This window comes from Siccibacter colletis (assembly GCF_025914095.1).
In the GTDB taxonomy this organism is placed as follows: Bacteria; Pseudomonadota; Gammaproteobacteria; order Enterobacterales; family Enterobacteriaceae; genus Siccibacter; species Siccibacter colletis.
Genome location: NZ_CP074352.1, coordinates 894,324 through 908,875, shown reverse-complemented (window position 1 = coordinate 908,875; position 14,552 = coordinate 894,324). Strand labels below are relative to the sequence as shown.

Sequence of the window (14,552 nt, the reverse complement as noted above, 5' to 3'; positions counted from 1 at the left end):
GCGTGTGTCGCCCTCCTCACTGCGTGCGGATTACGGGGAGGAGACGCGGGGCGGAGGTCGTCTGTGAGCGTAGAGGGAAAACAAAAATCCCGCCAGCGCGGCGGGGTTGAAGTGGTCAGCGGACGAGCGCTTTTTTCCTGTCGTGGCGGCGTTTGAACACCCAGCCCACCAGCAGCAGCGCAATCCAGGCAAAGCCCACGTACAGCGAGATGCGGGTTTCCGGGTGGTAGCCAATCAGACCAATAATAAACACCAGGAACAGCAGCCCGACTACGGTAGTGGCTACGCCGCCCGGCACTTTGAAGGTCAACGCTTTTACCTCTTCCGGCGGCAGGCGCTTACGGAAGGCAATCTGCGACAGCAGGATCATGATCCATACCCATACCGTGGCGAAGGTCGCCAGCGAGGCGATCACCAGGAAGACGTTCTCCGGCATGATGTAGTTAAGCCAGGCTGCGAACAGCAGCGCCACGGTCATCACCAGCACCGTCACCCACGGAATGCCCTTGCTGGAGGTTTTCGCAAACATCTTCGGCGCGCTGCCCTGCTCCGCCATACCGTGCAGCATACGTCCAACGCCGAACACGTCGCTGTTGATTGCCGACAGCGACGCGGTGAGCACCACAAAGTTGAGAATGCTGGCCGCAAAGGTAATGCCCAGATGCTGGAAGGTGAGCACGAACGGGCTGCCGTTGGTGCCAACCTGGTTCCACGGATAGATGGACATGATGACGAACAGCGTCCCGACATAGAACACCAGAATGCGCATCGGCACGGAGTTAATCGCGCGCGGAATCGATTTCTGCGGATCTTTCGCTTCCCCGGCGGTGATGCCGATAATTTCAATCCCGCCATAGGCGAACATCACCATCTGCAGCGACATCACCATGCCGAGCCAGCCGTTGCTGAAGAACCCGCCGTTGCTCCACAGATTACTGATGCCGGTGGGCTGACCGCCGTTGCCGATGCCCCAGATAATGATGCCGATACCGGCGGCGATCATGATGATAATGGTGGCAACTTTGAAGAACGAGAACCAGAACTCCAGCTCGCCGAACACCTTCACGCTCATCAGGTTAACCGCGCAGATGATCATCACCACGCTCAGCACCCAGATCCAGTGCGGCACCGTCGGGAACCAGACGCTCATATAGATGCCGAACGCGGTAACGTCGGCAATGGCGACAATCAGTATTTCGAAGCAGTAGGTCCAGCCGGTGATGTACCCCGCCAGCGGCCCGAGGTTCTCCTGGGCATAGCGTGAAAACGAGCTGGCCGCCGGGTTATGGACCGACATCTCGCCCAGCGCGCGCATAATAATGTACGCCGCCACGCCGCCAATGATGTAGGCCAGCAGCACGCTCGGCCCGGCCATTTTGATGGCGTCCGCCGAACCATAAAAAAGCCCGGTGCCAATCGCCGAGCCTAACGCCATAAAGCGGATGTGCCTTGTGCTCAAACCGCGTTTAAGCGAGTTCACCTTTTCCATCTTTTCTTTACCACCCAACACAATAAAAAAACCACGGAGCGACGGCCCCGTGGTTAGACATAATACTGCAAAGACTTAGTGCGCGTTTGACGTCGCTTGCCGTCCCGCTGCGCGGTCCCAGATGATGGAGGCCACCAGCACCACCAGCGACGGGATGAGCCACGCCAGGTTTTGATCGGCCAGCGGCAGATGCTGCATCCAGCCCGGCAGGGTATCCGCCAGCGCCGAGGCTTTAACGCCGTCGATCAGACCCAGCACCAGGCTCACAAACATCGCCGGGGCAATCACGCGGGTCGCGTTGTTCCACCACGGGCGGGTGAAGCTTAACACAATCAGCACGATGCACGGCGGGTAAATGGCAGTCAGCACCGGCACGGAGATCTGGATCAGATGGCTCAGGCCGAGGTTAGAGACCAGCATGGAGAAGCCGCCAAGGATAAATACCAGCGTGCGATAGGAGAGCGGCAGGTACTGGGCGAAGAACTCGGCGCAGGCACAGGTCAGGCCAACCGCGGTCACCATGCAGGCGATGAAGATCAGCGCCGCCAGCAGGAAGCTGCCGCCGTTGCCGAAGGTGTGCTGGACGTAAGCATGCAGGATAGCCGCGCCGTTAGCAGACTGATCCACAAGGCTTGCGCTGTCGGAACCCAGACGGAACAGCGCCAGGTAAAGCAGCGTCAGGCCGACACCGGCAATCAGGCCAGCCCACACGGTGTAGCGGGTCAGCAGGCGGGCATCGCTCACGCCACGGGAACGTGCGGCGTTGACGATAACGATGCCGAACACCAGCGCGCCGAGGGTGTCCATCGTCAGATAGCCGTTCACAAAGCCGTTAGAGAATGCCGCATTCTGATAGGCGTCGGTCGCCACGCTGATATCCCCCGCCGGCCAGACGATAGCGGCCACGCTCAGCACCACCAGCGCCAGAATTTTCAGCGGCGCAAGGAAATTGCCCACGGTATCCAGCAGTTTGCCCGGATAGAGCGACACACCAATCACCAGCAGGAAGTAGACGATGCTGTAGATCAGCAGCGGCGCAACGCCGGTGCCGGTCAGCGGCGCGATGCCCACTTCAAAGGAGACGGTGGCGGTACGCGGCGTGGCGAACAGCGGCCCGACAGCGAGATAGCACACCGTAGCCAGCAGCACGCCCGCTTTTTTGCCAATCGGCGTGCTCAGGTTATCAACACCGCCGCCCACGCGAGCCAGTGCAATCACCGTCAGTACCGGCAGACCAACCGCAGTAAGCAGAAAACCCAACGCGGCAGTCCAGACGTTTTCGCCTGCCTGTAAGCCAACCATTGGAGGGAAGATGATATTGCCTGCGCCAACGAACAGCGCGAAGGTCATAAAGCCCAGGGCAATAATGTCGCGTGATTTTAAGTGATGGGTCATAAAACTCTTACGGCTCGTGGATATGGTGTTGTCGTTAAAAAGGCTTTTCGCCGTAACGTGGCGAAAAAGTGGTGATTACCTTGAAAAACAGCGGGATATGCTTCCCGGTTACGCAGGCGAAGAATAGTTTTTCGAATTACCGCGCAATCACAGTCTGACAGGTAACAACAGGGGCGCAATTTAAACGCTTATAACGTTTAAAGGCAAGGCGGGATCGTAAAACCAGACCATTATTCCAGATATGCAAAACGGACCAGTTTAAAACACTGTTTATTCACTTTAGCCACCGCCATTCATGCGACCAAAAAAGCATCAACTGGCGGAAAGCAATCATAGGTTTTACTTATGCGAAAAGGAAAAAGGCCAGAAATCTGGCCTGATGGAAAGTGATGCTGACAGCTTAAGAGGTGACCGCTTCGCGCGACGGCTGCACGATCAGCCGTTCAGGCAGGGTAAAGGAGAAGCAGGCTCCTTTTCCGGGCGCGCTTTCGATATCCAGTCGGGCGTCGTGATGGTTCACGGCGTGTTTGACGATCGCCAGCCCCAGCCCGCTGCCGCCGGTCTGGCGCGAGCGCGCTTTATCGACCCGGTAGAAGCGCTCGGTAAGGCGCGGAATGTGCTCTGAGGCGATCCCCGGCCCGTTATCAGAAACGCTGAACCAGGCACCGTGCGGCACGCGCTTCCAGCATACGGTGATCTCGGTGCCCACCGGCGTATGGTTAACCGCGTTATACACCAGGTTCGACATCGCGCTGCGCAGCTGCTCCTCATTACCGAGCACCACCAGATCCGGCTCGATCTCAAAGTGCAGCACGTGATTGCCGTGACTGAGGGTTTGCGCTTCGCGCTCCACGACGCGCAGCATCATCGGCACATCAATCTTTTCATTCAGCACCAGCGTCGGCGACGCCTCAATTTTTGACAGCGTCAGTAGCTGTTTCACCAGCCCTTCCATGCGGGAGGTCTGCTCGCGCATGGTGTGCAGCGCCCGGGAGCGTAACGGCTCATCAAGCTTCTGCTCCTGCATCATCTCCAGATAGCCCTGTAGCACCGTCAGCGGCGTGCGCAGCTCATGGCTGACGTTGGCGAAGAAGTTGCGCCGCGCCCCTTCGAGCTGGTGCATCTGGGTGATGTCCCGCGCCGCCATCAGCAGCTGTTGCTCGCTGTAAGGCATAATGCGGAACTCCAGATGGCGGCCGTTGTTGAGCACCAGATTGAGCGGACGGGAGAAGTCCTGCTTGTGAAGGTATTCGGTAAATTCCGGATAGCGCAGCAGGTTGAGAATGTTTTGCCCGTTATCATCCGGCCAGCGCAGCCCCAGCAGCTGTTGTGCCAGGCCGTTACACCAGAACATGGTACCCTCTTCGGTGGTGAGGATTACCGCGTCCGGCAGCGACTCGGCCCCGCTGCGAAAGCGTTTGATCAGGCTACCCAGTTCGCGACGGCGCTTTTTATTGCGCATCTGCATCTGGTACAGCCCGTAGAGCAGCGGCTCCCAGCTGCCGCTGCCCGGCGGCGGCGTCATGCTGCGGTCAACCCACAGCCACCAGGAGAGGCGAAGAAGATTCCAGAAATGCCAGATGAGCAGTCCGGTTACCGCCGCCAGCAAAAACCACGGCAGATAACCAAATATCGCGCCAAGGATGAATGCGGGAAGGCAACATAACACCAGCTCCAGCACCAGCCTTTTCCATGACAGCCGTTCCAGCACGGGTCACACTCCAGTCAGATTGTCAGAAACGCGCAGAGAAACGATATCCCGTCCCGCGTACCGTTTGCACCATACGATCGTGGCCGCTGTGTTCCAGCGCCTTGCGCAGACGACGAATATGCACATCCACCGTGCGATCCTCGACGTACACGTTGGTGCCCCAGACGTTGTTCAGCAGCTGTTCGCGGCTGTATACGCGCTCCGGGTGAGTCATGAAGAAGTGTAACAGCTTAAATTCAGTCGGTCCCATGTCCAGCGGATTGTCGCCGGTCATGACGCGGTGTGATGACGGGTCGAGACTTAAGCCCTGCATCTCGATCACCTCTTCCACCGCCATCGGCGAAATGCGGCGCATAACGGCTTTGATGCGCGCCACCAGCTCTTTCGGCGAGAAGGGTTTGGTGATGTAGTCATCGGCACCGGTTTCCAGCCCGCGTACCCTGTCTTCCTCTTCACCGCGCGCGGTCAGCATCATCACCGGAATATCACGGGTGAGGGCTTCGCGTTTGAGATGCTTGATGAACTGCAGGCCGGAACCGCCAGGCAGCATCCAGTCGAGCAAAATAAGATCGGGCCAGGGTTCATTGAGATTGTTTACTGCGCTGTCATAATCCTCAGCTTCAACAGGCTGAAAGCCGTTTTGCTCGAGCACGAAGCACACCATTTCACGGATAGGAGCTTCATCTTCTACGACCAGAATGCGTCTCGCCATAATTTGCCCTGTTATATAAGTCATCAATATTAAACGCGGCGCCATTATGCTTCACATTTATGACAGATTTATGAAAAACATGACCGGTATATGACCGCAGAAAATGAGTATGTCACAGCGTCGCGACATCTCCCGTCCAGCTTGTTTATAATCGCCCCCACGCATTTTTTCCATGAAGGATCCCCGCATGCGCCTGATTCACACCTCTGACTGGCACCTTGGGCAGAATTTTTATACCAAAAGCCGCGCCGCCGAGCATCAGGCGTTTCTCGACTGGCTGGTCGCGACCGCGGCAGAGCAGCAGGTGGACGCCATCATCGTGGCGGGGGATATCTTTGATACCGGCACGCCGCCGAGTTACGCCCGCGAGCTGTACAACCGGTTTGTGGTGAATCTGCAGGCCACCGGCTGCCAGCTCATCGTGCTGGGCGGGAACCACGACTCGGTCGCCACGCTGAATGAATCCCGCGAGCTGCTGGCCTGCCTCAACACCTGGGTGTTCGCCAGCGCCGGGCTGGTGGCCGAGAACCAGGCCCGGGTACTGCAGTGCCGCGACGGCACGCCCGGGGCGATCCTCTGCCCGGTGCCGTTTCTGCGCCCGCGCGACATCGTAAAAAGCCAGGCGGGTCTGTCCGGCAGCGAAAAACAGACCCAACTGCTGCACGCCATTACCGATCACTACCAGCAGTGCTATGACGCGGCCTGCGCCCTGCGCGGGGATCGCGACCTGCCGATCATCGTCACCGGGCACCTTACTACCGTCGGGGCCAGCAAAAGCGATGCGGTGCGCGACATCTATATCGGCACCCTGGAGGCGTTCCCGGCGGAGCGCTTCCCCGCCGCGGATTACATCGCGCTGGGGCATATTCACCGCCCGCAGAAGGTGGTTTCCACCGGGCACATCCGCTACTGCGGGTCGCCCATCGCCCTGAGCTTCGATGAAACCGGCAGCGAGAAAAGCGTGCTGCTGGTGGAGTTCAGCCACGGCAAACTCCAGGACATTACACCGCTGCCGGTGCCGGTCACCCAGCCGCTGGCGGTGCTGAAAGGCGATTTAACCGCGATTGAAAGCCAGCTGGAACGCTGGCGCGATGCCCCCGCCAGCCCCAAAGTGTGGCTGGATATTGAAGTCAGCGGCGAGGCCTTTATGTATGACATGCAGCGCCAGGTGCTGGCGATGACGGAAGATCTGCCGGTAGAGGTAGTGCTGCTGCGCCGCAGCCGCGAACAGCGCGAGCAGATGGCTGCCGGAGAGCACTACGAAACCCTGAGCGAGCTACAGGTTGAAGAGGTGTTTGACCGTCGGCTGGCGCTGGAAGCGCTGAGCGAGGAAGAAAAACCGCCGCTGCGCACCCTGTTAGCCCGAACGCTGGAAGAGATGCAGCAGGAGGATGACGCATGAAAATCCTGAGCCTGCGGTTAAAAAACCTGAACTCCCTGAAAGGCGAGTGGAAAATCGACTTTACCGCCGAGCCGTTCGCCAGCAACGGTCTGTTTGCCATCACCGGCCCCACCGGGGCGGGGAAAACCACCCTGCTGGACGCCATCTGCCTGGCGCTTTATCACAAGACGCCGCGCCTGAGTAATATTTCCCAGGCGCAGAACGATCTCATGACCCGCGATACCGCCGAGTGCCTGGCGGAGGTGGAGTTTGAAGTAAAAGGCGTGGCGTATCGCGCGTTCTGGAGCCAGTACCGGGCGCGTAATCAGATCGAAGGCAACCTGCAGGCGCCGCGCGTCGAGCTGGCCCAGGTCAGCGACGGCAAAATCCTCGCCGATAAAATTAAAGACAAGCTGGATATGGTCGCCGCCCTCACCGGGCTGGACTACGACCGCTTCACCCGGTCGATGATGCTCTCCCAGGGGCAGTTTGCCGCCTTCCTCAATGCCGACGCCAAAGAGCGCGCCGAACTGCTGGAGGAGCTGACCGGCACCGAAATTTACGGCCTGATTTCGGCAAAAGTCTTTGAAAAGCATAAGGAAGCGCGCAGCGCGCTGGAGAAGCTCGAAGCCCAGGCGCAGGGCGTGATGTTGCTCGACGCCGAACAGCACCAGCAGCTGACGCAAAGTTTGCAGGCGCTTACTGACGAAGAAAAACAGCGTGTCGCCGAACAGCAGACGCTTCAGGCGCAGCAGCAGTGGCTGAACCAGCTGGCCGGGCTGACGGCGGAACAGCAGCGCACCCGCCAGGCGCATGCCGGGGCGGAACAGGCGCTGAAAGAGGCCGCACCGGCGCTGGAACAGCTCAGCCGCGCCCTGCCCGCCGAGAAGCTGCGGCCCTGGTGGCAGCAGCGCCAGGAGCGTCAGCAGGCGCAGCAGCAGATCGCCCGGCAGCGAGAGAATGTGAATGCTCGCTTACAGCAGGCGAGAGTACGCCGCCAGCAGGTGCGCCAGCTGGCTGACGGCCAGCTCAGGTCGCTGCACGCTGAAATCAGCCAGACCGAGAGCTGGTTGAGCCAGCACGACCGCTACCGCCTGTGGAGCGCGGAGCTGACCGGCTGGCGCATGGCCTTTGCTCAGCAGCAGCGCGATGAAAAACAGCGCCGGGAACGCGAGCAGGCTATCGCGGCCAGTCAACAGAAGCTGGCGTTGCTGCCAGCGGCGGCGCTCTCCCTGAACCGGGAAGAAGTAAGTACTCATTTACATCAGTTGAACGCCTCGCGTCGCGAGCGTCAGCAGCTTGCTGCCCTGCAACCGCAGTTCGCCGCGCTGAACAAACGCCGGGCAGAGCTGGAGGGTGAACTCGCCGCGCTGGATAAACAGATTGCCGACGAGGAGGTGGAGCTGGCAGCACGCCGCCAGCGTTACAAAGAGAAGCGCCAGCACGAAAGCGATCTGGAAACCCTGGTGGAACAGGAACGCATCATTCAAAGCCTGGAAGCCGAGCGCGCCCGCCTCCAGCCGGATACCCCCTGCCCGCTGTGCGGCTCCACCAGCCACCCCGCCGTTGCCCGCTATCAGGCGCTGCAGCCCGGCGAGAATCAGCAGCGGCTAAACGCCCTCAAAAAAGAGGTTGCGGCCCTCGCTGAACAGGGCTTCGCGCTCAAAGGCCAGCTGGATACGCGCCGCCAGCAGCGTGAGAAGCTGGCGGCGTCGCTCCATGCCCTGAACGAAGATGAGGCCGCGCTGAACGCCCGCTGGCAGCAGTGCTGCGCCGCGCTGCGTATCGCCCTGACGCCACAGGACGATGTTACCGGCTGGCTGGATGAGCAGGAGCAGTATGAAGCCCGGCTGCGCCAGCTGGATGAGCGCCTGACGCTGGAAGCCCAGCTGCAGAAAGACCAGCAGCACCTCAACGACCAGACCGTGGAGATCGCCCGCCAGCGTGATGCGCTCTGCACGGCGCTGGACCAGGTCGGGCTCACCCATCCGGCAGCCGGAGAGGAGGACGTCTGGCTGGCGGCGCGTCAGCATGAGTCACAGCAGTGGCTGCACCAGCAGGAGACCTTGCCGCAGCGGCGTCAGCAGGCCGCGACGCTGGAGAATCTGCTCGCTACCCTGGAAGATGACGGCTCCACCCCGCCGCCGCTGGCTGAACATGAACGCGAGCGCGCGCTGGAAGGCTGGCAGACGCTGCACAGCGAGTGCAGTACACTCGGCGGCCAGCTTACCCTGCTGGAGGCACAGCTTAAGCAGGCGGAAGCTGAACAGCGTGAGGCTGAGCGGCGCTTCGCAGAAGAACTGGATGCCAGCCCCTTTGCCGATGAGGCTCAATTCCGCAGCGCGTTGCTTGATGAGGCACAGCGTGTGGCGCTGGAACAGCGTAAGCAGCAGCTGGAGCGACAGGTACAACAATGCAGCGTGCTGATGCAGCAGGCGGAAAACGCGCTGGCGCAGCATCAGGCGGCGCGCCCGACCGGGCTGGATGCCGATACCGATGTGTCCGTTGTGTCGGCCCGGCTGGCAGCGCTGACTCAGCAGCTGCGCGACAACACCACGCGTCAGGGCGAGATCGCCCAGCAGCTGCGCCACGACGCCGAAAACCGCACCCGCCTCGCCGGAATGCAGCAGGAGATGGCCTATGCGCGTGAGGAACTGGAGCGCTGGGGCCAGCTCAACCATCTGATTGGCTCGCAGAAAGGGGATAAATTCCGCAAATTTGCCCAGGGGCTGACGCTGGATAATCTGGTGTGGCTGGCTAACAACCAGCTGACCCGCCTGCACGGGCGCTATCTGCTGAAACGTAAAGCGAGCGACGCGCTGGAGCTGGAAGTGGTGGACACCTGGCAGGGCGACGCGGAGCGCGATACCCGCACGCTGTCCGGCGGAGAGAGCTTCCTGGTGAGCCTGGCGCTGGCGCTGGCGCTCTCGGATCTGGTGAGCCATAAAACCCGCATCGACTCGCTGTTCCTTGATGAGGGATTCGGCACCCTGGATGCGGAAACGCTTGATATCGCCCTCGACGCGCTGGATGCCCTCAACGCCAGCGGCAAGACCATCGGCGTCATCAGTCACGTCGAGGCGATGAAAGAGCGCATCCCGGTGCAAATCAAGGTCCACAAAATGAACGGGCTGGGCGTCAGCCGTCTGGCGCGTGAGTTTGCGGTGAAATAAATGGCCTGACCGATCTCCCGGTCAGGCTCTGATGACGTCGATTCCCCGGGCGGTGAACGGCGTCAGCAGACTCTCTTCGGTCGCGCTTTCCACCACCAGCGTATTCACCATGCTGACGTCGCCAATCACCCAGCGCGACGCGGTATTGATTTTTTCCGCCGAAGCCAGCACCACGGTTTCCGCCGCGCGGGTCGAGAAAGCACGCTTGATGCTCGCCTCTTCATAGTCGCCGGTGCTCAGTCCGGCCTCGCAGTGGATGCCGGTGACGCCCATAAAAAACAGATCGGCGCGCACCTTTGCGATCCCCTCGATTGCGGCCGCACCGACCGCGACCAGCGAATGCCTGTACAGCCGCCCGCCAATGACGACGACCTCAATCCTGGGGTGATCCGCCAGCCCCAGCGCAATGCCCGGACTGTGTGTTACCACCGTCAGCTCCAGATCCCGCGGCAGAAAGGTGATCAGTTCTGCAGTGGTGGTACCGCCGTCGATGATCACCACCTGCCCCGGTTCGATCAGCGCCGCGCCGCGTCTGGCGATGGTGCGTTTTGAATCCAGCGCCAGGGTTTTACGCTCTGAAAACGTGGCGACAGCAGCGGATGCGGGCAGCGCACCGCCGTGCACGCGCTGCAGCAGCCCTTCCGCCGACAGCTCGCGCAGATCGCGCCGGATAGTATCTTCCGAGACGTCAAACGCCTCGCTCAGCGCTTTCGACTGCACCTGTCCGTCTGCGGCCAGTTTTTGCAGGATGAGCTGCTTACGTTGAGAGGTCAGCATAAAAAACCCTTGCACGTTCATTCACGATGATGCACAAATGTGCACGTTATTGTGATTATCGTACTGACGCAGGGGGTAACATGCAATCTGAACATGCAAAAATACGCACGCTGGATAGCCAGGTGCTGTCCGATGACTGGTACCTGCTGAAAAAATATACTTTTGAACAGCAGCGTCGGGATGGGGAGTGGCAACGCCAGAGCCGGGAGGTGTATGACCGGGGCAACGGGGCGACAATTTTACTCTATAACCCGACGCAGCAGAGCGTGGTGCTGACCCGGCAGTTTCGCTATCCGGTATTCGTCAACGGGCATGATGGCTGGCTGCTGGAGGCCGCAGCTGGCCTGCTGGATAATCTTGATGCCGAAGCGCGTATCAAGGCCGAAGCGGAAGAGGAGACCGGCTACCGCATCGAACGCGTGGAGCGCGTATTTGAAGCCTTTATGAGCCCCGGCTCGGTTACCGAAAAGCTGCACTTTTTCATCGCCCGCTATGACGCCAGCCAGCGCGTGAGCGACGGCGGCGGGATGAAAGAGGAAGGTGAAGACATTGATGTGGTGGAGATGCCCTTTGCAGATGCCCTTGCTGCCATCGGCGATGGCCGCATCGTGGATGCCAAGACCATTATGCTGCTCCAGCACCTGGCACTTTCCGGGCGGCTGAACGCCTGATCGCTACCGGGCCGGCCATCACGCCGGCCCGTGTCGTCAGATGCTCAGCGGCCACAGCCAGGCCGCACCGCGTACCCCGCTGGAGTCGCCGTGCACCGCTTTACGCACCGGCGTGCGGCACTCGCCGCCGAACACCCAGTGCGGCAGCAGCTGCGGCACCGTTTTATACAGCCGATCGACGTTGCTCATGCCGCCGCCCAGCACGATCACGTCCGGGTCGAGCACGTTGATGATGTGCGCCAGGGATTTGGCCAGCCGCAGCTCGTAGCGCGACAGCGCCAGCTCCGCGACCGCATCCTGCTCATCGGCGAGGCGCATAATATCGTTGCCTTTCAGCGCCTGGCCGCTCAGCCGCTGGTAATCGGTGGCGAAACCGGTGCCGGAGATAAAGGTTTCGATGCAGCCCTGCTTGCCGCAGTAGCACGGCACTTCCTCGCGGTAGCGCAGCTCGTCTTCATCCATCCAGGGGAGCGGATTGTGGCCCCACTCCCCGGCGTTGCCGTTACCGCCGGTATGCACCCGTCCGTTGATCGCCATCCCCGCGCCGCAGCCGGTGCCGATGATCACCCCAAACACGGTCTGCGCACCGCTGGCGGCACCGTCCGTCGCTTCCGAGACTGCAAAGCAGTTAGCATCGTTTGCCAGCCGAACTTCACGCTGTAAGCGCGTGCTCAAATCCTTGTCCAGCGGTTTACCGTTGAGCCAGGTGGAGTTAGCGTTTTTTACCACGCCGCTGAAGGGAGAGAGCGACCCGGGAATGCCAACGCCGACGCTGCCCTGTTCGCCAGTTTCGCGTTCCGCCAGCTCAACCAGCCCGGCGATATCCTCGACGGTTTTCGCGTAGTCATCCCGGGCGGTGGGGATACGATGGCGAAAACGCTGCTGTCCGTCATCGCTCAGCGCGATGACCTCTGTTTTCGTACCGCCTAAATCAATGCCGATGCGCACAGAACTCTCCTCATAATCAAACCGTTAGCTCAGAGAGTAGAGCGAGGCTGCGTTAATCGCAATGAAACCCGTCCGACAATTCGCTATCATGCCCGCTGCGTTTAACTAGCAGGCTGGAAACGAACATGCTGTGGTTTAAAAATTTAATGGTTTACCGTCTGAGCCGTGACATCACGCTGCGCGCGGATGAGATGGAGAAACAACTGGCGGCGTTTACCTTCACGCCCTGCGGTAGTCAGGACATGGCGAAAACCGGCTGGGTGTCGCCGATGGGCTCGCACAGCGACGCGCTGACCCATGAAGCCAACGGTCAGATCGTTATCTGCGCCCGCAAAGAAGAAAAAATGCTGCCAGCGCCGGTTATCAAGCAGGCGCTGGAAGCGAAAATCGCGAAGCTTGAAGCCGAGCAGGCGCGCAAGCTGAAAAAGACCGAAAAAGATTCCCTTAAAGATGAAGTGCTGCACTCGCTGCTGCCGCGCGCGTTCAGCCGCTTCAGCCAGACCATGATGTGGATCGATACCGTCAACGGGCTGATTATGGTGGACTGCGCCAGCGCCAAAAAGGCGGAAGATACCCTGGCGCTGCTGCGTAAGAGCCTTGGCTCGCTGCCGGTAGTGCCGCTGGCGCTGGAAACACCCATCGAACTGACGCTCACCGAATGGGTGCGCTCCGGTAACGTGGCGCAGGGCTTCCAACTGCTGGACGAAGCGGAGCTTAAGGCAATGCTCGAAGGCGGCGGCGTGGTGCGCTGCAAGCAGCAGGATCTGGTGAGCGACGAGATCGCGGTGCATATCGAAGCCGGTAAAGTAGTGACCAAACTGGCGCTCGACTGGCAGCAGCGCATTCAGTTTATGATCTGCGAAGATGGCTCCATCAAGCGCCTGAAGTTCGCTGACGAACTGCGCGACCAGAATGAAGATATTGAACGGGAAGACGTGGCAGGGCGCTTTGACGCTGACTTTATCCTGATGACCGGCGAACTTGCCGCGCTGATTCAGAATATCGTGGAAGGCCTGGGCGGCGAAGCGCAGCGCTAATCAGCGCTGGCAGAGTGGCGGTGCCGTACCTTTGCGCACCGCCTGCAAAACGTTAATCTTTAAGGTAACGGCAAAGATAAGAGGTGGGTTCAGCCACCTGCAGGTGGAATTCGCTGTGCCCCGGCACGTTGAAGCGCTCGCCCGGCCCGTAAACCTTCCACTCTGTGTCGCCCGGCAACAGCACCTTCAGTGCGCCGCTGACCACCGTCATCTCTTCGGGCTGCGCCGTTGAGAAGTTGTACTCCCCTTCTTCCATCACGCCAACGCTCGCTTTCCCGGTGCTGCTGCTGGAAAAGCCGATAGATTTCACTTTGCCGGAAAAATAGTCATTACTCTGAAGCATGGACGGTCCCTTTTAAAAGTGGTCGAAAAACCACTATAGGGGGCAGCGTCCGCCGCTGTCACGTAAATTGTTTTTTTCTGTCACATCAGTAACTCAGAGGCCAGACGCGCCACCAGCACGTTGGTTAACAGTACCGGCACGTCGAGTGATTTTTGCAGCAGATCGCGATGGCGCTGGTGGAAGCCCAGGCAGTCAAGCAGCAGCACATCCGCTCCCTGCTCCACCAGCTTTTCAGCGGCGCGCAGCCACTCGGCTTCGGTATCGTAAAACGGGTTCGCCAGCGCGTAGACCGGCGGCTGCTCCAGCACTGCCCATTTCTTCTCCTGCAGGCGCATCAGTTCCGGCATCGGCACGATGATCCCGACCTGGTGATCGTCAACGATGGTCGCGATCAGCGGCGGAATAATGCGTGCCGGCTCCAGCAGCATGGCGTTGCGGGCGTTGAGATTGCTGAAGCGCAGCGTGCTCATCAGCAGAATGACGTCGAAGCCCTGATTATCCAGCACTTCGATCACCCCCTGCAGGGCGATTTCGACTTTGGGGAAAGAAATTTCGGCGCTTTTGCCGTCGCTGAGCAGAACGTAGAGCGGCTCTTCGCCTGGCTCAAGGCGGTATTCTGACAGCACATCTTCACGCGAAAGCGAGGCCAGCAGGCTGAGATGGGTAATGTGTTCTTCGGAGATATGCTCAGTTAATAACGGTAAAACTTCACTTACGGGTACGACACCAATCGTAACCATCGCCAATGTTGCATTCATTTTTGCTTACCGCCCTTCATCGCTACACCCATCCGGCTCTGGCACCCACGCATAACAGCGCGTTCATTTTGGTTTACGTGATAGCCAAAAAGAATAGCATTATTACCAGAAAGCGCGTGAAAAAATGCGCTACGAGTCAGATAAGCGGCCGGGGTTG

The 14,552-nt window shown here is 59.9% G+C and carries 12 protein-coding genes; 4 read left to right on the top strand and 8 right to left on the bottom strand.

Features of this window, described 5'->3' with window-relative positions; translation table 11 throughout:
* Positions 1 to 115: 115 nt before the first annotated feature.
* From proY to phoB, 4 genes are all read right to left on the bottom strand, one after another.
* Positions 116 to 1,489: a proline-specific permease ProY gene (proY, locus tag KFZ77_RS04415; protein ID WP_031524235.1), complete on the bottom strand. Its 1,374-nt coding sequence runs from the start codon at positions 1,487 to 1,489 to the stop codon at positions 116 to 118.
* Between the two features lie 75 nt (positions 1,490 to 1,564).
* Positions 1,565 to 2,884 carry a branched-chain amino acid transporter carrier protein BrnQ gene (brnQ, locus tag KFZ77_RS04410; RefSeq protein ID WP_031524233.1) on the bottom strand — a complete coding sequence of 440 codons (1,320 nt, stop codon included), beginning with the start codon at positions 2,882 to 2,884 and terminating at the stop codon, positions 1,565 to 1,567.
* Between the two features lie 400 nt (positions 2,885 to 3,284).
* Positions 3,285 to 4,595 (bottom strand): phosphate regulon sensor histidine kinase PhoR, encoded by a 1,311-nt coding sequence (gene phoR / locus KFZ77_RS04405; protein ID WP_031524231.1) that lies wholly within the window; start codon positions 4,593 to 4,595, stop codon positions 3,285 to 3,287.
* A 22-nt stretch (positions 4,596 to 4,617) separates the two neighbouring features.
* Positions 4,618 to 5,307 (bottom strand): phosphate response regulator transcription factor PhoB, encoded by a 690-nt coding sequence (gene phoB / locus KFZ77_RS04400; RefSeq protein WP_031524229.1) that lies wholly within the window; start codon positions 5,305 to 5,307, stop codon positions 4,618 to 4,620.
* A 187-nt stretch (positions 5,308 to 5,494) separates the two neighbouring features.
* Between phoB and sbcD the strand changes: the two genes are divergently transcribed.
* Both sbcD and sbcC read left to right on the top strand, forming a co-directional pair.
* The gene (gene sbcD / locus KFZ77_RS04395; protein WP_264385541.1) at positions 5,495 to 6,709 is read left to right on the top strand and encodes an exonuclease subunit SbcD; all 1,215 of its coding nucleotides are present in this window, start codon (positions 5,495 to 5,497) and stop codon (positions 6,707 to 6,709) included.
* Positions 6,706 to 9,861 carry an exonuclease subunit SbcC gene (gene sbcC, locus KFZ77_RS04390; RefSeq protein ID WP_264385540.1) on the top strand — a complete coding sequence of 1,052 codons (3,156 nt, stop codon included), beginning with the start codon at positions 6,706 to 6,708 and terminating at the stop codon, positions 9,859 to 9,861. The genes sbcD and sbcC overlap by 4 nt, the downstream gene beginning before the upstream one ends.
* Before the next feature lie 21 nt (positions 9,862 to 9,882).
* On the opposite strand, the gene KFZ77_RS04385 is transcribed toward sbcC, so the two are convergent.
* On the bottom strand, positions 9,883 to 10,638 hold the full coding sequence (locus KFZ77_RS04385) for a DeoR/GlpR family DNA-binding transcription regulator (RefSeq protein WP_031524223.1): 756 nt from the start codon (positions 10,636 to 10,638) through the stop codon (positions 9,883 to 9,885).
* An 80-nt stretch (positions 10,639 to 10,718) separates the two neighbouring features.
* Here KFZ77_RS04385 and KFZ77_RS04380 point away from each other — a divergent pair, with 80 nt between their 5' ends.
* On the top strand, positions 10,719 to 11,309 hold the full coding sequence (locus KFZ77_RS04380; protein WP_264385539.1) for an NUDIX domain-containing protein: 591 nt from the start codon (positions 10,719 to 10,721) through the stop codon (positions 11,307 to 11,309).
* Positions 11,310 to 11,345: 36 nt separating this feature from the next.
* Here the strand turns inward: KFZ77_RS04380 and mak are convergent, their stop codons facing one another.
* The gene (mak, locus tag KFZ77_RS04375) at positions 11,346 to 12,257 is read right to left on the bottom strand and encodes a fructokinase (RefSeq protein WP_264385538.1); all 912 of its coding nucleotides are present in this window, start codon (positions 12,255 to 12,257) and stop codon (positions 11,346 to 11,348) included.
* A gap of 125 nt (positions 12,258 to 12,382) precedes the next feature.
* Here mak and rdgC point away from each other — a divergent pair, with 125 nt between their 5' ends.
* On the top strand, positions 12,383 to 13,294 hold the full coding sequence (gene rdgC / locus KFZ77_RS04370; protein WP_264385537.1) for a recombination-associated protein RdgC: 912 nt from the start codon (positions 12,383 to 12,385) through the stop codon (positions 13,292 to 13,294).
* Positions 13,295 to 13,346: 52 nt separating this feature from the next.
* On the opposite strand, the gene ppnP is transcribed toward rdgC, so the two are convergent.
* Together ppnP and KFZ77_RS04360 are read right to left on the bottom strand one after the other, a co-directional pair.
* Positions 13,347 to 13,637 carry a pyrimidine/purine nucleoside phosphorylase gene (gene ppnP, locus KFZ77_RS04365; protein WP_031524219.1) on the bottom strand — a complete coding sequence of 97 codons (291 nt, stop codon included), beginning with the start codon at positions 13,635 to 13,637 and terminating at the stop codon, positions 13,347 to 13,349.
* 80 nt (positions 13,638 to 13,717) lie between these two features.
* Positions 13,718 to 14,395 carry an AroM family protein gene (locus KFZ77_RS04360; protein WP_264385536.1) on the bottom strand — a complete coding sequence of 226 codons (678 nt, stop codon included), beginning with the start codon at positions 14,393 to 14,395 and terminating at the stop codon, positions 13,718 to 13,720.
* Positions 14,396 to 14,552 lie beyond the last annotated feature (157 nt).